A 17,023-nucleotide genomic window follows, 5' to 3' on the forward strand; every position below is an offset into this window, starting at 1 on the left:
GCGGGTAGGCGCCCGATCACGCCTTCGTGCGCCTCTGCGCGTCTTCTCAATCCTCGTAGTCACCGTCATCTACCATGATAGATTCGACTCGCTCTTCTTCCGTTACCCATGCACGAAGACCGAGAGGTTCAAAAAGGTATCCGGTCACAATACTTCCGTCTGCCATCTCGTCGCCGTCTGAAAATCGTTGACCTTTGAGTCTTAAGAAGCCTTCCAATTCGTTAAGAGTTACACCAATAAGGTTCTTACCATCCAATATTAAGGTTTCGTCACATCCTATCGTCTCAATTTTTCCATTTCCGTCGCCATATACGTCTAAATCGCATTGGATACATTCATACCATTCGTAGTCTTTGGACCATTCATCTGGGTCGACCTTTTCGAAACCCGTGATATCGTTCAGCACGTCAATCGGTTGCCCGAAGCGAATTGGTCCAACACCGATTTTAGGGGTTAATACACAATCTTCCTGCTTCATCGCTTGCGTCCTCTTGAATGATTCTCGCCTTTTTTCCGGCGGTTGCTGTTTTTATTGATTTTCTGAATTCGGTTTCTCAGTTCCCTCTTTTCTCGCCGAGTCTTCGCGCTGCTTTGTTTTTGTTGTAAGGCTTCAATTTGTTTTTGCGTTTTTTGCGCGGTCCGCCCGCCGTCACCATGGGCTTCGTTTTTACCATGGTCGGTTGCTTTTTTCGTCTTTGCTGAAAATACCCGGTCGGTAATCGTCTGGAGAGGCGGGCATCCATAGACGGGCGATGCCGGGTCGGTAAGCGTCAGATTGATATACAGAGAGGCGCACGGATATTCGTTCGTGCGCCTCTCCGTGTTGGTGTTCAATCTTCGTAGTCGCCGTCGTCAAGACTTGCAGAAAGGATTTCTCCGTCGGACGTTGTCCACAAGCTCATACCGAGCGCCTCAATATTGTAGATATCTTGGACTTCTCCCTCCCAAAGCTCGAAATCTTTTTCCAATTCGTATTGCGGATTTCCTAAGAGCCGAAGGGCGTCATTTATTTGCATGCCGATAATGTTCTCCCCATCGACGTACAGATATTCGTCACAGGAGATCGACCTGACTTTTCCATCTTCATCTTGGTACACGGTCAGATCAAGGGGATCGTTATCGTAGGTTGGGGGGGTGTCCGGATCGGGGTCGAATCGCTTTAATTTAAATCCTCTTATGTTTTTTATAGCGGTGAATGATTGACCAAAGTTAATCGGCCCGACGCCTTTTTTGGGGTGAAAAATGCATTCAAAGGGCTTCATTTCTTACCTTTCCGGGAATGGTTCTCTCCCTTTCCTTGGCGATGAGCGTTTTTTGTAATTTTATCTACTTTGCTTCGCGCCTTCTCTTTCTCCTTTCTGGTTGTCGCCGTTTCCAGTTTCTTCTTCCAGGCGCTGATTCTGGGCTGAGCTTTCTATAGCGCGTCCTTGTCACCATGGGCTTCGTTTTTACCATGGTCGGTTGCTTTTTTTCCATCCTTGCCGTTGACGTGTTTCCGGGCTTCCAGGAGGTTGGGCAAGACTGCGGCGGCGCCAATGCCGAGAATGGCGCCGGCGGCCCCGCCGGGCGACAGCATGCCGTCCTCATCCTGGTCCTGCCAGTTGTTCGGGTAGAGCGGTTCGAAATCCTCATGGGTTAGACCGAAGGGGTCGTCCAAGGTCCCTTCCGCTGCTTGGGCGAGCTGGATACCGACGGCGTCGGACGGTTTGGGTAAGACGGGAGTCTCCGTTTTCTCCACCTGTTTCGGGAGAAGTTTATCCGCGAGGCTCAAGGCCTGCCCGGTGGAAATGACGGGGCGGTCGCCCTTGCCGAAACTGCCAGGGCGGTATTCACCGGGATAGGCGGCCTTCCATAGGCGGGCGATGCCGGTTCGGTAGGCGTCTCGTTGCGGATGGTTCGGCTGCCAATAGCGGGCGTCCTTCATCATCTCCGTAATGGCGGCGTCGGCATCCTCCGACTCCGCTATGCCGGGCGGTTTCGCAGGCGTTTTATGTGCGAGGGCGGTGTCAACGGGTTGGATGCCGGAGGCTTGCCGCGAGGGCGGCGCAGTGCGTTTCTCCTCCTGCCGTTGGATCGAAAAGCGGTGCAGACCGGCTTCCAAGCGGGATCGGAACGGGCCGTCCGGTCCGATCCCATACGGGGTACCAGCCATGCTCTCCGTCTCTCGATCGCGGGGAAGAAGGGGTGAGGTGCGCCCCTTTCTTCGGCGCGTCGGATCAGGAAATTCATGCATAAAAGTTCCCTTTTTGTTCTTTGTGTGTTTGACATAAAAGGCGGGGGTGAAGCCGCCTTTTATAGGATCGATTTCTCACTATCACGGGCAATTATTATAGTCAATATAAAAAGAACATAAAAGGAATAATTATGCGACTTCTCTATTCATGCCTCAGGGCCTCTATCGGATTCAGATGGGCGGCGCGGCGGGCGGGAAAGTAGCCGAAGACGACCCCGATCAGGGCCGAAAACCCGAAGGCGAGCAGAACGATGTCGGCGTCCAGAATGAACGGAATTCTCATCAGTCCCACCGCCGTTCCGGCAAGGCCCAATCCAAGCACCACACCGGACACGCCGCCGATCAGGGAGAGCACGACGGCTTCCACCAGGAACTGCATCAGGACCTGATTTTCCGTCGCACCGATGGCCAGACGGATACCGATTTCTCGCGTCCGTTCCGTCACGGATACCAGCATGATATTCATGATGCCGATCCCGCCGACCAGCAGGCTGACACCCGCGACCGCGCCCAGAAGGATGGTCATGCTGGACGTCGTCGCGGTTTGGGCGGAAATGATCTGCTGCATGTCGGCGACGGCGAAATCGTCATCCTTGCCCGCCGTGATCCGGCGGCGTTCGCGCAGCAGCCATTCGATATCCTTTTGCACCTTCGCCGTTTCGTCCTTGGTGGCGGCGGAAACGTAAATCCGACCGATATCCGAATTCCCAGCCAACCGCCGCTGGAAGGTGCGCAGCGGCATCAACACGACATCGTCCTGATCCTGGCCGAAGCCGGACTGCCCTTTTGCGGCCAGCAGGCCGATGACGTCGCAGGACACGGTATCGACGCGGATCGTTGCCCCGACGGGGTTCAGCGACCCAAACAGCTTTTCCCTAACCGTCTCCCCGATCAGGCAGACCGCCTGTCCGCCGCGCAATTCGCTGTCCAGGAATTGGCGCCCGTCGGTAATATCCAGCGCCTGGGTGGTGAAATAGCCGTTATCCGTGCCGATAACGGTGACGGATCGATTCTCCGATCCGAAAACGATGGTCTTGCTGCTGCTGGATACCGGGGCGACGGCCTGAACGTTGCGCAACTGGTCGCGCAGGGCATCGACGTCGCGGGCATCGAAAGGTTGCGCGGTGGCGCTGGCCCGCCGCGGCCCCAATTGGCCCGGGATGACGAAGAGCAGGTTGGAGCCCAGCTTGGACATCTGCTCTTCGATCTTGGCCGTCGTGCCGTTGCCGATGGTCACCATGGCGATGACCGCACCGACGCCGATGACGATCCCCAGCAGCGTCAGAAAGGATCGCAGGACATTTCGCCGGATGGCCTGTAGCGCGAGTTTCAGGGTTTCATAGATCATGCGGAGACCTTCCCGTTGCGGGCGTCGGAGTCGATCAGTCCATCGCGGAATTGGATGATACGCTGGGCGTATTCCGCCATGTCGGGTTCATGGGTCACCATCAGGATGGTGATCCCCCGGTCGGCGTTCAGGCGGGCCAGTAGCTCCATAATCGCCACGCTGGTTTTGGTGTCGACATTCCCGGTTGGTTCGTCCGCCAGCAGGACATAGGGGTCGGTGACGATGGCCCGCGCGATGGCGACGCGCTGTTGCTGTCCGCCGGACAGCTCGTTCGGGGTATGCGTTGCACGGTCCGCCAGACCGACGGATTCCAGGGCCTGCAACGCCCGTTCCCGCCGTTCCGCCGCGCGCATGCCGCGATAGATCAGCGGCAGTTCGACATTCTCCACCGCCGTGGTTCGGGCCAGCAGGTTGAACCCCTGAAAGACGAAGCCTAGATAATGCCGCCGCAATAGGGCCAGTTGATCGCGGTTCAGCGTGCCGACATCGACCCCCTTGAAGCGGTAGGATCCGCTGCTGGGCGTGTCCAGGCTGCCGATGATGTTCATGCAGGTGGACTTGCCGGACCCGGACGGCCCCATGATCGCGACGAATTCGCCTTCGTCGATGCGCAGGTCCACCCCGGCCAGGGCATGCACCAGGGCCTCGCCGGTACCGTAGCTTTTGGTGACCGCGTCGAAGGCGATCAGCGGTGGATCCGTCGCCATGCCCCGGTCCCTCACCGTGTACCGGTTTCAGTATCGACGAGGACGCCCTGACCATCTGAGATGGCGCCGTCTACAATCTGTGTTCGGCTGCCGTCGCTCACCCCGATCCGTACCGGGACGCCGACCGGCGCGCCGTTTTCCAGCACCCAAAGCGTTCGGTCCGGGCCGGAAACCGCCGGTTTGCTGGGGGCGCGTAATATGCGGCGCGGACCGGGCATCAATATGTCCAGGAAGCTGCCGCTGTCGGCCTCCTGCACAGGGGGGCTGAAACGTAACGCGGTGTTCGGCACGGTGATGACACCGCGCAGGTCCTCGATCACGATTTCCGCCGTCGCGGTCATGCCGGGGCGAAGCAACAGGTCCGGATTGTCGGCGGTCAGGATCGCCTTATAGGTGACGACGCCCTGAATGGTTTCCGATCCGTAGCGCAATTCCCGGATCGTCGCCTCGAAGTCCCGGTTGGGATAGGCATCGACGGTGAAACTCGCGCGCTGGCCTTCTCGGACCTGACCGACATCGGCCTCGTCCACATCGACCTCCACCTGCATCTTCGTCAGGTCTTCCGCCAGGGTGAACAGGACCGGCGCTTGCAGGCTGGAGGCAACGGTCTGGCCGGGTTCGGCGGCGCGGTCCAGAACGACACCGCTGATCGGGGACAGGATATTGGCCTTCGACAAATTGGTGACATTGACTTGCAACTCCGCATCCGCGACGGCGACATCGGCCTTCGCGCTGTCGATGGCGGCGGCGGCGCGGTCGTAATCGGCCTGCGCCGTGTCCACGTCCTGGGGCGATACGGCCTTGCGGCTGACCAGCGCGGCCATCCGGTCCAGCGCCAGTTTCTTTTCGCGCAGGGTGGCCTCTGCCTCCCGCACGCGGGCCTTCGCGGCGGCAAGCTGCGCCCGGGAACTGGCGACGGTCGCCTGCAGCTTGTCCGTATCCAGGATGGCGAGAATCTGACCTTCCGTGACCGGGTCGTTGAAGTCGACCGATACGGTGCGCAGGATTCCGGACAGTTCGCTGGATACCTCCACCACGTTCAAGGGTTCGATGGACCCGGTGGCGGTCACGACGACGATCAGGTCGGTTTTTTCCGCCGGTTGGGAAATGAAGCGGATTTCCTGCCCCGATCCGGATGGCCCCCACCCCAGATACCAACCGCCGCCCAGGGCCAGCAGGACCGCGGCGATCAGCAAGGGGCGCCCCAGGCGGTGCCGGGCGGGGCGGCCCGATTTACCGATGCCGAGGGTTTTCTGGATGTCGGAAGGATCGGATTGTGAATGGGTCACCGTTGCGCCTCGTCTCAACACCGGCCGAACGGCCGAAAAGGAAAGGGAAAGAAAGTCTTCCCCTTGTTAAGACGACGCTACACCGGAATTCCGTCGCAAAAAGCGACCGGCGGCGATCGGTCGCGTGCCGACGCCTTATTCGGCCAGGACCAACGTGTCGCCCCGGTTCCAACTGACCCAGCGACGGTCGCCGTGATTGGCGATATCGTCGATGGTGCGGGTGCGGTTCGGGCAGGTGACGGAAACGGTTAGGCCGTTATCCGTCTTCACGAAGACATGGCTTTCGTCGCCGTGATAGGCGATCTGGATGATCGTGCCTTCGATGGCGACCGTGTCCGCCCCTTCCGGCTTTTCGGCGCTGACGGATGCTTTTTCCGGGCGTATGGCGATGCCGATTTCTCCCGAGGCCGCGCCGTCATGCGGTACGCGGATATCGCCGATCCCATCGACGCCGACGGTGATTTCCCCGGACGCGCTGTTCGTGACCTTGCCCTGGAACAAGTTCATCTTGCCGATGAAATCCGCCACGAAGCGGCAGGACGGATATTCGTATAGGTCGCGCGGCGGGGCCAGTTGCTTCACCACCCCGTTTTCCATGACCGCGACCCGGTCGGCCATGCTCAATGCCTCGTCCTGATCGTGGGTGACCATGACGAAGGTGATGCCGACCGTGGCCTGCAGGTTGCGCAGTTCCAACTGCATCGCCTCGCGCAATTTGGCGTCGAGGGCAGACAGCGGCTCGTCCAGCAACAGGACCTTCGGTCGCTTTACCAAGGCGCGGGCAAGGGCGACGCGCTGCCGTTGACCGCCGGACAATTGATCCGGCATACGATTGCCATAGCCCGGCAGTTGGACCAGTCCCAGGGCTTCTTCCACGCGACCGGCGGCATCCGACTTGGAAACGCCGTCCATCTTCAAGCCATAGGCGACATTGTCCGCCACCGTCATATGCGGAAAGACGGCATAGGATTGGAAGACCATGTTCACCGGCCGCTTGTTCGGCGGAACGTTGCTCATATCCTGACCGTCGATCAGGATCTTGCCCGCGCTGGGAACTTCGAAGCCCGCGATCATGCGCAGCAAGGTGGTCTTGCCGCAGCCGCTGGGGCCCAGAAGGGCGAAGAATTCGCCGGGTCGGATGTCCAGGGACACGTCGTCCACGGCCAGCACTTCGCCGCCGTAATTCTTGGTAATCGATTGGATGCCGATGATCGGGGTCATTTCTTGGCAGTCCCTTTATTCTGCAGCCACAGGCCGATGGCGGTTAGGAGAACGGTGATGACGATCAGGACGGTGGAGGCCGCGTTGACCTCCGGCGTGACGGAGAACCGCACCATGGAATAGACCTTGACCGGGAAGGTCACGGTTTCGGGGCCGGAGGTGAAGAAGGTGATCACGAAATCGTCTAGCGACAGGGTGAAGGCCAGCAACCCGCCGGCCACCAGACCCGGCTTCATATGCGGGATGATGACATCGCGGTAGACCTCCCAATCCCCGGCGCCCAGGTCGCGGGCCGCTTCCTCCTGCTCCCGATTGAACCCGGCGAGGCGGGCGCGGATGATGACCGCGACGAAGGGGAAGGTGAAGCTGATATGCGCGATGATGATATTCGCCAGATTAATCGGCCAGATCAGATCGTTGGGCCATCCGATCCGCGCGAAAAAGGCCAGCATCGCGACCCCCATGCAGATTTCCGGAATGACGATCGGCAGGGCCATCGTACCTTCATACAGCGGCTTCAGCGGGAACTTGAAACGCCACAGCAGGATGGCGACCATCGCCCCCAGCACCAGCGAGAAAATCGTCGAGAAAAGCGCGATGGTGAGCGAGTTCCCGAAGGCGATCATCAGGTCGGTGTTGTTGAAAAGCTTCCCGTAATAATCCGTCGTGAAGCCGCGCCAGACGATGTTGCGGCGGCTGTCGTTGAAGCTGTACGCCATCAGCGTCAGCAACGGCACATACAGGAAGATGAAGGTCGCTGCCATGACCGTCAGCAACGGCCATTTCCGCAGGTAGTCCAGCGGTCCGGCGGGATCTTTTCCGAATAGGCTGCGTCGTGCCATGGGTCAGCCCTCCAATCCGTCGCTGCCGCCGCGCTTCGCCATGACGGCCCTAAGCGCAAGCGCACCGAAAGTGATGTACATCAGCAGGAAGGACAGGGCCGATCCAAAGGGCCAGTCATTCGCGGATTTGAACTGACGTTCGATAATGGTTGCTATCATCGCGCTGTCCGGCCCGCCCAAAAGGTCCGGCGTCAGGAAGCTGCCCAGCGCCGGGATGAAGGTGATGATGATGCCGGAAATGATGCCGGGCAGGGCCAGTGGTACGACGACGTTCCACAAGGTGCGCAGATGCCCGGCACCCAGGTCCAGGCTTGCCTCCAGATATGAACGGTCGAGGCGTTCCAGCGCGGCGTAGAGCGGCAGGACCATGAACGGCAGGTGCACGTAGACGAGGCCGAGAATGACCGCATTGTCGTTGTACAGAAGTTCCAGCGCTTGGAATCGCTCGCCCAGCAACGCCGTGGCGATACCACCCATGCCGAACAGATCGAACAGGACGCGGATTTTCGCGTCGAACCATTCCAGCGTGAAATTGACGTAACCGCGCGTTCGCAACACCGCGATCAATGCATAGGTGCGGATCAGCAGGTTGGTCCAGAACGGCAGCATGATGCCGAGGAGCAGCAGCCCCTTCCATTTGGACGGCGCATAGACGATGCCCAATGCGACGGGCAGGCCGACGAACAGGCATATCACGGTCGCTGCGATCGCCAGCCAAAGGGACTTTGCGAAAATCTTCAGAATGTCCGGATTGAACGCCCGGATATAGTTATCGATCGTCCAGGTGATATCGATCCCGACGACGCCGGTCTTTTCCCCGAAGCTGAACACCCAGATCAGAGCGAGCGGCACCAGAAAGAAGGCGACCAGCCAGAAAGTCGGCGGAACCCCGACCGATAGAAAGACGCGTTTGAATTTATACCAGGAATCCATACCCGCCAGCTTTCCCCCAATGGACCGACCCGAATGGGCGGGTCCGCACCGGATTATGCCTAAATTAGACGCCCGAAAGAAAGACCCCGCCGGAACCTGTGGTTCGGCGGGGCCTGTCGGATCGGGTTAGGCGGCCAGGAAGCGCGTCCAGGCTTCATCCTTCATGCGCGAGATTTCCTCGCCCTGATAGATTTGCCATTCGCATTTGGCCAGAACCTCATCCGGCGGGAAAACCGAGGGGTTCTTGTTATAGCTGTCGTTCAGCAGGGCGCGGGCGGCCTGGTTCGGCGTCGCGTACTGGATGTAGTCCGCGATCAGCGCACCGGCCTGGGCGTCGAGGATGTAGTTGATGAACTTATGGGCGTTCATCGGATGCGGCGCGCCCTTCGGAATGCACAGGTTATCCGCCCAGATCAGGGAGCCTTCCTTCGGGATGACGTAATCGATGTCGTCGTCTTCCAACATGACCTGACCGATATCGCCGGACCATTCGATGGTGACGTCGACTTCGCCGGACGCCAGCAAATCCTGGCCGTTGTCTTCGGCAATCGCCTTGAAAGCAGGCTTCTGCTTGATCAACAGATCGACGGCGGCGTCGATATCGGCCTGGCTGGTCGGGTTCATGCCGGTACCGAGATACATGGACGCCATGCCGATCATCGCCGTGCTTTCTGACAGGATGGCGATGCGGCCCGCATATTTGTCGCTTTCGAAGACATCTTTCCAACTGGTAATGCCGTCCGTCGCACTCTTCCGGACGCCGAGGCCCATCGTGCCCCACATATAGGTCACGGAATGCTTCCGGCCCGGATCATAGGCGGCGTCGGTGAACAGCGGGTTCAGGTTCTTCGTGTTCGGGATAAGGCTGTAATCCAGCGGTTCCAGCATGTCGGCCGCCAACATGCGCGCGACATAGGTGTCGGACGGGACGATGACGTCGAAACCGGGATTGCCTTCGCGCAGTTTCGCGAACAACTCGTCATTATCCGCAAACAGCGACATGTTGGCTTCGACACCGGTCAGGTTTTCGAAGTCGCCCAGCGTCGTTTCGCCGATATAGGTATCCCAGTTATAGAAATTGACCTTCGCTTCTTCGTCGGCGAAGGCCTTCGGCCCGAAGCTGATACCGGCCCAGGCGGCACCCGCGCCAGCGATCGACGCCTGCAGCATGCTGCGGCGGGTCAGGCCGTTACGAATTTTGTTAGACATACCCTGTTCTCCTTCAGTTTGGATCGGCACCCGAACCTCATTTGACGGATCCGGGTTGCCGGAAAATTTGATCCGGTCGGTGCCGAGGCTAGCTCGCGGTTGAATCAGGGCATTGAAAGCAAGGCCCTGTCAATGCGTTCCTCGGCCTCCGACCGCGATCCCGCGTCACATTACCCCAATATCCTTCGCGGTGGCGTCGATGCATTCCTTCGCGACATCGATCAAGGCGTCGATTTCCGCCGGGGTGATGACCAGCGGCGGCGACAGAACCATTGTGTCGCCGCAAGCGCGCATGATCGCGTTGCGCTTGAAGAAATGGTCGCGGCACATGGTGCCGACCTTGCCCAGCGGATCGAACCGTTCGCGGGTTTTCTTGTCCTTCACCAATTCGATGGCGCCGATCAGGCCGACGCTGCGGACCTCGCCGACCAGCGGGTGGTCCGCCAGTTCGGCCAGACGCTTCGCCAGATGCGGTCCGGCGACGTCGCGGGTGTTCTCGACCAGCTTTTCCTCTTCCATGATCTCGATGTTGCGCAGCGCGACCGCGCAGGCCACCGGATGCCCGGAATAGGTATAGCCGTGATAGAATTCGCCGCCGTTTTCGATGATCGTGTTCGCCACCCGGTCCGAAACGCCGGTCGCGGCGATTGGCAGATAGCCCGACGACAGGCCCTTCGCCATGGTGATCAGATCCGGTTCGATGCCGAAAGTTTCCAGACCGAACCAGTTACCCGTCCGACCGAAGCCGCAGATGACCTCGTCGCAGATCAGCAGGATGTCGTATTTCTTGCAGATGCGGTTGATTTCCGGCCAGTAGGTCGACGGCGGAATGATGACGCCGCCGGCGCCCTGGATCGGTTCGCCGATGAAGGCGCCGACATTTTCCGGACCCAGTTCCAGGATTTTGTCTTCCAGGGACTTGGCCGCCGCCAGACCGAATTCCTCCGGCGTCATGTCGCCGCCCAGCTTGTACCAATAGGGCTGCATGACGTGGTGGATCGTCGGGATCAGCTTACCGCCTTGTTTGTGCATCGGTCCCATGCCGCCCAGGGACGCACCCGCGACCGTGGACCCGTGATAGGCGTTTTCGCGGCTGATGACGAATCGCTTTTCCGGCTGTCCGGCGCATTGCCAGTAGTGATGGACCATGCGCAGCTGCGTGTCGTTGGCTTCCGACCCGGAATTGGCGAAGAAAACGTGGTTGAAGTTCGCGGGCAGCTTGGACGCGACCTTGGCCGCCAATTCGATGGACGGTGCCGTCGCGGTTTTGAAGAAGGTGTTGTAGTAGGGCAGCACCTTCATCTGCTGCATGGCGAGTTCCGCCAGATCGTCCCGGCCGTAACCGACATTGACGCACCACAGGCCCGCCATGCCGTCGATGATCTTGTTGTTGTGCCCGTCATAGAGGTAGACGCCTTCCGCCCGCGTGATGATCCGGGAGCCGCCTTCCGCGGCCAGCGCCTTGTAATCCGTGAAGGGATGAAGGTGATGGGCCGTGTCGAGGCGTACCAGTTCCTCGATATCCAGATTCCGCAGGGGTTCAGTCATGAAAGGGTCCTCGCAAACTACGATGAATAAAGATCGCCGATCTGGCAGTGGCGCGTAGGCTAGCAAATGTGATCACATTATGAAAGTCTTGTGATCACATTCCGAACCGGGGTTTGCGAGAATCCTTTCCTGACCGTGTTTTTCCCTTATGCGCTGCGCAGTTTACCCAAGAAGCCGTCGACCGCTTTCGACAGTTCCGCAGATCCACGATCCAATTCTTCGACATCGCCCATCAGGTCGTCGGCCAGGGAACCGGTCGTTTGTGCCGACTCTCGAACCGACCCGATGCTGCCGACCATCTGCGATGTGCCGTCCGCCGCACCTTCCGCACTGCGGGCGATTTCGGCGCTGGCGGAGCCTTGCTCCTCCATGGCCGAGGCAACGCTGGAAATGACCTCGTTCACCGAATTGGCGGTTTCGGCGATCCGTTTGATGCGGGACACGGCGTCGTCCGTACTGCCCTGGATCGCCTTGACGAGGCTGGAGATTTCTTCGGTTGCGCTGCCGGTCTGGTTGGCCAGGGATTTGACCTCGTTCGCGACGACGGCAAAACCCTTGCCGGCCTCGCCCGCACGGGCCGCCTCGATCGTCGCGTTCAGGGCCAGCAGGTTGGTCTGCTCCGCGATATCGGAAATCAGCCGCACCGCCTCGCCGATCTGGTCCGCCGATTTGGCCAGTTCCTGAATGGCGGTATCCGTTTCCAGGGCCGAATTCCTCGCTTCCGTCGCGACTTCCACACAGGTGGAAATCTGGCGCCGGACTTCGGACACGGTCGCGGCCAGTTCCTCCGCCGCCGCCGCCACGGCCTGAACATTGTCGCTCGCCAGTTGCGAGGCGGAAGCCGCTGTGTCGGTGGATTGCGTCGTCCCGGCAGCGCTTTCGCGCATGGAGGATACGGCGGTGCGGATTTGCTTCGTCGCATCCCCAACCGCGTTCAGAACGCCCAGTACGGATTGTTCGAAAGACGCGGCCAGGGCTTCGGTCGCCTTGCGTTTTTCTTCTTGTGCGCGGTGTTCCATATCGGCCTGTTCGGATTCCAGACGGGCCTTTTCCTCGCCATTCTGTTTGAAGACCTCGACCGTTTTGGCCATGTCGCCGATTTCGTCGCCGCGGGTCGCCCCCGGCACCTCTACGCCGGTATCGCCGTCTGCTAGATACTTCATGGCGTCGGACAGCCGGGCCAGCGGCATCGTGATACGGAAATGGGTCAGCAGACCGTTCCCCGCCGCCATCAGCAAGGCGATCACGACGCCCAAACCGATCATTACGAGGCTTTGGTTCTGGGTTGACTCCAGGATTTCACCGCCGGTTTCGGCAAGCGTGGCGCTGGCGGTGCCGAGGTCCCGGGCGGCCGTTTCCATCGCGTCCGTGGCAGCCAGACCGACCAGGGCCTGGTCGTGGAGAACCTGATAGTCCACGCCATAGGCCTCGGTCGCGGTTCGGATATGTTCCATGGCCTGCTGCGTTTCCGGTTCGAACAGCATGGATTTGATCCGGTTCGACTCGCGGCCCATGTTCAACAGGACTTCCTGAACGCGGGACAGATTTGTGTCGTAGTCTTCCTGGTTGTTCGCAAAACCGAATTCCAGTTTCAGGTCGTTTAATTGCAGGCTGGTCATCATCAGCGACGACGCCTGACGTTCCACCAATTGCAGACGGGCCAATTGGCTGGTCACACGGGCGGCCTCACGTGTCGCCCGGCCATACGCTTCGTGCTGTATGCCGGCGATTTTGGATACCGCGGCCATGAACCGGGCGAGTGCGCTATCGGCCTCGATCGAGGCGGAGAAACTGTTCGGATTCTTCACGACCTTGTTGAAGGCCTTCTGGTAATCCTTGATGGATTTCGCGATCACATTGCCTTCGGTTTCAAGGTCGGTACCCACGATCATATCGACGACGACTTGCGTGTCCTCGCCGATCGTCTCCATCAGTTTCGCGACGATATCCGCCGAATCCTGACGTTGGGTATAGCGATAGATGGACGCCTCCAAGGCCGCCTGCCGAACTTGATCGCGTAATTCATTGACCCGGTCCAGCAGGGTGAAGGCGACCTCCTGAGCGTCCTTGACGGTCTTCGCGGCGTTTTGTGCCTCGGTCAGACTTTCGCGCTGACGGTTTGCGGTTTCCTCAACCGCGTCCAGGATGAAGGACAGGGTGTTGTCGAGTTCCTGTTCCTGCTTGGTCTGTTCGTCCCGGGCTTCGTGATAGCCGCTGAAATTCTGTGCGAATGTGTCGAGCGCTGCGGAGGCCGATTCCAAAACGGCGGTTTCGCTGCCAGACAGTTTATCCGCCAGTTCGGATAGCAGTTCCCGCGTGGCATCGATCTGCGCGATGGTTGCGTCGTGGTCTGCGATATCGCCGGTCCGGACATAGCGTTCGGAAAAAACGCGCGCCTGTGCCAGCGACCCGGTGACCTTGTCGCTCAGTTGTACCGTCTCGCCCCCTTCGGAAAAAGCCGACAACCCCCTGTAGCCGACAAAACCGACAACCAGGATCAGAACGGCCATGAAGGCAAACCCGATACCGAGCTTCATCGATATCTTGATATCGTCGATGCGCATGAAACTTCCACCCTGTGTTTTTTTAAACCGCGTTATCGCCATACTATCGATGATGTCCAATTCGTAAATTTTTGATGAAGGTTTTTTGAGTTTTTCTCACAATTCGCAATTTTGGGGCGCCAGATGCGCCAATTCGCCCCTTGTCGGAACGCGGCCTTTCCTGAAAACTTTCCGCAAAGGTCAAATAATGGAAGCGTTGAACAGCGGCTTGCGAGCAGTTCATCGAGGGAGAAGCGTGGAAAATGGGCGATCTGGATCGGATTTATCGGCAAAGTATCGACAACCCGGAAGCGTTCTGGGGCGAGGCTGCACAGGAAATCGACTGGTACAAACCGTGGGACACGGTCCTAGACCGGTCGGGGGCACCGCATTTCTACAAGTGGTTCGCGGGGGCTGAGTGCAATACCTGCTACAATGCCGTCGACCGGCATGCGGATGGTGAGCGTGGCGATCAGGCCGCGATCATCTACGACAGCCCGATCACCGGCCGTCAGAAGACGATCACCTATTCCGAATTGAAGGATAAGGTCGCGCGCTGTGCCGGCGTTTTGCGCGATATGGGCGTCGAAAAGGGCGACCGCGTTATCATTTATATGCCGATGATCCCGCAAGCGGCGGTCGCGATGCTGGCCTGCGCGCGGATCGGCGCCATTCATTCCGTCGTTTTCGGCGGGTTCGCGGCGAATGAGCTGTCGACCCGTATCAAGGACGCGAAGCCGAAGGCGATTGTCACTGCGTCCTGCGGGATCGAGCCGGGCCGCGTTATCGCCTATCAGCCGCTTGTCGAAGCCGCAATGAAGCTTGCCCCCGGTATCGTGGAAGGGCTGCTGGTCGTCGCGCGTGATGAGGCTTCATGGGAACTGGCCGAAGGCCGCGACCGCGATTGGAAGGCGGCGCTGGAGACGGCGACGCCTGCGGATTGCGTGCCCGTGAAGGCGACGGACCCATTGTATATCCTTTATACCTCCGGCACGACCGGGCAGCCGAAGGGCGTGGTGCGCGACAATGGCGGCCATATGGTCGCCCTGAAATGGTCGATGAAACACATCTACGACGTCGACCCGGGGGAGGTCTATTGGGCCGCGTCCGATGTCGGCTGGGTCGTCGGGCATTCCTATATCGTCTATGGCCCGCTGCTGCATGGCTGCACGACCCTGATGTTCGAAGGAAAGCCGGTCGGCACACCCGACGCCGGTACCTTCTGGCGGGTGATCGAAGAACACGGTGTGACAACGCTGTTCACCGCGCCGACCGCATTCCGCGCAATCAAGAAGGAAGACCCGAAAGGCGCGCTGATCGGTAAATACGATCTGTCCAAATTCCGAATGCTGTTTCTGGCAGGCGAACGCTGCGATCCGGACACGCTGGCCTGGGCGCAGGACATGCTGAAAGTGCCGGTCATCGATCACTGGTGGCAGACGGAAACCGGCTGGTCCATCGCGGCCAATTGCATGGGGATCGAACCCCTGCCGGTGAAGCCCGGATCGCCGACGCGCGCCGTCGCCGGATACGATGTGCAGGTGATCGACGAACATCTGAAGGAAGTGCCGCGCGGCGATATGGGGGCGATCTGCATCAAGCTGCCGCTGCCGCCGAGCTGCCTGCCCACCCTGTGGAATGCGGATCAGCGGTATATTGACAGCTATCTGGCCGATTATCCCGGTTACTATAAGACCGGCGATGCGGGCTATATGGATGAAGACGGCTATATCTTCGTCATGTCGCGCATTGACGACGTCATCAACGTCGCCGGGCACCGCCTGTCCACCGGCGGCATGGAGGAGGTCTTGGCCTCCCACCCCGATGTTGCGGAATGCGCGGTGATCGGCGTGTCCGACGCCTTGAAGGGGCAGATGCCCGTCGGTTTCCTGGTTCTGAAGGCGGGGGTCGACCGCCCGGACGCGGAGATCGTGAAGGAAGTCGTCCAACTGGTGCGCGACAAGATCGGCCCGGTCGCCGCGTTCAAATCGGCTACCGTCGTCAAACGGCTGCCGAAGACGCGGTCGGGCAAAATCCTGCGCGGCACCATGGTGTCCATCGCCGACGGCAAGGATTTCAAGGTCCCCGCGACGATCGACGATCCGGAAATCCTGGACGAGATCGCCGAGAACCTGAAAGGAATCGGCCTCGCGGGCGGACGTTGAGACCGGGGTCTAATACCCTTTCGCCGGGTCCACGATATTGGTCATTGGCTCACCCTTGAGCCATTGATCGAGATTGTCGGCGAAGGCGCGGGCGAAGTTCAGCTCCCAACTGGTCACCGTATCCGCCATGTGCGGCGTCACGATAACGTTCGGATGCGTCCATAGCGGGCTGTCTTCGGGCAGCGGTTCCGTTTGAAAGACGTCAAGGATGGCCGTGCGGATTTTTCCCGAATCCAAGGCGTCGATCAGCGCCGATTCGTCAACCAGAGCCCCACGGGCGGCATTGACGAAGATCGCGCCGTCCTTCATCGCGGCGAAGGTATCGGCGTTGAACATGCCTTCCGTTTCCGGCGTATGCGCGGCATGGACCGATACGAAATCCGCCCCCTCCAAGGCCTTCGTCAGGTCGTCCGCGCCGTAGACTTCGTCGACATGGTCGGTTGGGCGGGCCGTGCCGCGTGTGCCGGTCGTCACCATGCCCAGTCCCTTTGCGAGGCGGGCGACTTCCTGGCCGATCTTGCCCAGTCCGGCGACGCAAAACCGGCGGCCCTCGAACGGCACCCAGGGATGGACGAGCCAGTTCTTGTCTCGCTGCTGTGCGGCATAGTCGGGCATGCGGATATTCGCCGACATATGCGCGGCGATCGTATATTGCGCCAAATAGCGGGCGTTGACGCCCGACGCATTGGTGACCGTGACTGCCTGCGGATCCCATTGTCCCAGATGTTCGACACCGGCCGCCCCGTTGGAAAACCATTGCATGGCCGGGGTGTAGAGAATCTTCACGAAATCCGGTTTCGGCATATGGTCGCTGACCGTCACAAAGGCGATGGTCGGCGCGAATCGCTCCATGACCTCCTCAATCCGGTCTTCGGCCCGGAAAACATAGGTTTCCAGGGCGGGAAAACGCGATCGGATCATGGGTTCGATCGCTTCCTGATCTTCGATGACGAGAAGAAGGCGGTGTTGGTCGGTCATGGAAACT

General features: G+C 59.7%; 15 protein-coding genes. 1 reads left to right on the plus strand and 14 read right to left on the minus strand.

Going from position 1 to position 17,023, the window contains the following annotated elements; all coding sequences use genetic code 11:
• Positions 1-46: 46 nt before the first annotated feature.
• The 13 genes from HH303_RS15550 to HH303_RS15610 form a co-directional block, all read right to left on the minus strand.
• Positions 47-478, minus strand: a complete 432-nt coding sequence (locus HH303_RS15550) for a hypothetical protein (protein WP_169626286.1) — start codon at positions 476-478, stop codon at positions 47-49.
• Complete coding sequence (locus tag HH303_RS15555) at positions 475-834, minus strand: hypothetical protein (RefSeq protein ID WP_169625824.1); 360 nt, start codon at positions 832-834, stop codon at positions 475-477. The genes HH303_RS15550 and HH303_RS15555 overlap by 4 nt, the downstream gene beginning before the upstream one ends.
• The gene (locus tag HH303_RS15560) at positions 831-1,262 is read right to left on the minus strand and encodes a hypothetical protein (RefSeq protein WP_169626287.1); all 432 of its coding nucleotides are present in this window, start codon (positions 1,260-1,262) and stop codon (positions 831-833) included. Before HH303_RS15560 ends, HH303_RS15555 begins: the two co-directional genes overlap by 4 nt.
• Before the next feature lie 152 nt (positions 1,263-1,414).
• Positions 1,415-2,152, minus strand: a complete 738-nt coding sequence (locus tag HH303_RS15565; RefSeq protein ID WP_169626288.1) for a hypothetical protein — start codon at positions 2,150-2,152, stop codon at positions 1,415-1,417.
• A gap of 223 nt (positions 2,153-2,375) precedes the next feature.
• The gene (locus HH303_RS15570) at positions 2,376-3,581 is read right to left on the minus strand and encodes an ABC transporter permease (RefSeq protein ID WP_169626289.1); all 1,206 of its coding nucleotides are present in this window, start codon (positions 3,579-3,581) and stop codon (positions 2,376-2,378) included.
• Positions 3,578-4,288, minus strand: a complete 711-nt coding sequence (locus HH303_RS15575; RefSeq protein WP_169626290.1) for an ABC transporter ATP-binding protein — start codon at positions 4,286-4,288, stop codon at positions 3,578-3,580. Before HH303_RS15575 ends, HH303_RS15570 begins: the two co-directional genes overlap by 4 nt.
• 11 nt (positions 4,289-4,299) lie before the next feature.
• A complete protein-coding gene (locus HH303_RS15580; RefSeq protein WP_169626291.1) occupies positions 4,300-5,577 on the minus strand; it encodes an efflux RND transporter periplasmic adaptor subunit in 1,278 nt (425 codons plus the stop codon).
• A gap of 135 nt (positions 5,578-5,712) precedes the next feature.
• Positions 5,713-6,798: an ABC transporter ATP-binding protein gene (locus HH303_RS15585; protein ID WP_169626292.1), complete on the minus strand. Its 1,086-nt coding sequence runs from the start codon at positions 6,796-6,798 to the stop codon at positions 5,713-5,715.
• On the minus strand, positions 6,795-7,640 hold the full coding sequence (locus tag HH303_RS15590; protein ID WP_169626293.1) for an ABC transporter permease: 846 nt from the start codon (positions 7,638-7,640) through the stop codon (positions 6,795-6,797). Before HH303_RS15590 ends, HH303_RS15585 begins: the two co-directional genes overlap by 4 nt.
• 3 nt (positions 7,641-7,643) lie before the next feature.
• Positions 7,644-8,573, minus strand: coding sequence for an ABC transporter permease (locus HH303_RS15595; RefSeq protein WP_169626294.1), 930 nt, complete (start codon positions 8,571-8,573; stop codon positions 7,644-7,646).
• Between the two features lie 126 nt (positions 8,574-8,699).
• A complete protein-coding gene (locus HH303_RS15600; RefSeq protein ID WP_169626295.1) occupies positions 8,700-9,782 on the minus strand; it encodes a polyamine ABC transporter substrate-binding protein in 1,083 nt (360 codons plus the stop codon).
• 165 nt (positions 9,783-9,947) lie between these two features.
• Positions 9,948-11,330, minus strand: coding sequence for an aspartate aminotransferase family protein (locus HH303_RS15605; RefSeq protein ID WP_169626296.1), 1,383 nt, complete (start codon positions 11,328-11,330; stop codon positions 9,948-9,950).
• A 146-nt stretch (positions 11,331-11,476) separates the two neighbouring features.
• Entirely contained in the window at positions 11,477-13,894 is a 2,418-nt protein-coding gene (locus tag HH303_RS15610) for a HAMP domain-containing methyl-accepting chemotaxis protein (RefSeq protein WP_169626297.1), read from the minus strand.
• Positions 13,895-14,136: 242 nt separating this feature from the next.
• Between HH303_RS15610 and HH303_RS15615 the strand changes: the two genes are divergently transcribed.
• Complete coding sequence (locus HH303_RS15615) at positions 14,137-16,038, plus strand: propionyl-CoA synthetase (RefSeq protein WP_169626298.1); 1,902 nt, start codon at positions 14,137-14,139, stop codon at positions 16,036-16,038.
• A 9-nt stretch (positions 16,039-16,047) separates the two neighbouring features.
• On the opposite strand, the gene HH303_RS15620 is transcribed toward HH303_RS15615, so the two are convergent.
• Complete coding sequence (locus tag HH303_RS15620) at positions 16,048-17,016, minus strand: D-2-hydroxyacid dehydrogenase (RefSeq protein WP_169626299.1); 969 nt, start codon at positions 17,014-17,016, stop codon at positions 16,048-16,050.
• Positions 17,017-17,023 lie beyond the last annotated feature (7 nt).

It is taken from the genome of Pacificispira spongiicola (genome assembly GCF_012926505.1).
GTDB classification, from domain to species: Bacteria; Pseudomonadota; Alphaproteobacteria; order UBA8366; family Aestuariispiraceae; genus Pacificispira; species Pacificispira spongiicola.

Bases quoted from the DNA above. Each gene is read 5' to 3' on its own strand.
- HH303_RS15550 (WP_169626286.1), bottom strand. From the start codon at position 478: ATGAAGCAGGAAGATTGTGTATTAACCCCTAAAATCGGTGTTGGACCA.
- HH303_RS15560 (WP_169626287.1), bottom strand. From the start codon at position 1,262: ATGAAGCCCTTTGAATGCATTTTTCACCCCAAAAAAGGCGTCGGGCCG.
- HH303_RS15565 (WP_169626288.1), bottom strand. From the start codon at position 2,152: ATGGCTGGTACCCCGTATGGGATCGGACCGGACGGCCCGTTCCGATCC.
- HH303_RS15570 (WP_169626289.1), bottom strand. From the start codon at position 3,581: ATGATCTATGAAACCCTGAAACTCGCGCTACAGGCCATCCGGCGAAAT.
- HH303_RS15575 (WP_169626290.1), bottom strand. From the start codon at position 4,288: ATGGCGACGGATCCACCGCTGATCGCCTTCGACGCGGTCACCAAAAGC.
- HH303_RS15585 (WP_169626292.1), bottom strand. From the start codon at position 6,798: ATGACCCCGATCATCGGCATCCAATCGATTACCAAGAATTACGGCGGC.
- HH303_RS15590 (WP_169626293.1), bottom strand. From the start codon at position 7,640: ATGGCACGACGCAGCCTATTCGGAAAAGATCCCGCCGGACCGCTGGAC.
- HH303_RS15595 (WP_169626294.1), bottom strand. From the start codon at position 8,573: ATGGATTCCTGGTATAAATTCAAACGCGTCTTTCTATCGGTCGGGGTT.
- HH303_RS15600 (WP_169626295.1), bottom strand. From the start codon at position 9,782: ATGTCTAACAAAATTCGTAACGGCCTGACCCGCCGCAGCATGCTGCAG.
- HH303_RS15605 (WP_169626296.1), bottom strand. From the start codon at position 11,330: ATGACTGAACCCCTGCGGAATCTGGATATCGAGGAACTGGTACGCCTC.
- HH303_RS15610 (WP_169626297.1), bottom strand. From the start codon at position 13,894: ATGCGCATCGACGATATCAAGATATCGATGAAGCTCGGTATCGGGTTT.
- HH303_RS15615 (WP_169626298.1), top strand. From the start codon at position 14,137: ATGGGCGATCTGGATCGGATTTATCGGCAAAGTATCGACAACCCGGAA.
- HH303_RS15620 (WP_169626299.1), bottom strand. From the start codon at position 17,016: ATGACCGACCAACACCGCCTTCTTCTCGTCATCGAAGATCAGGAAGCG.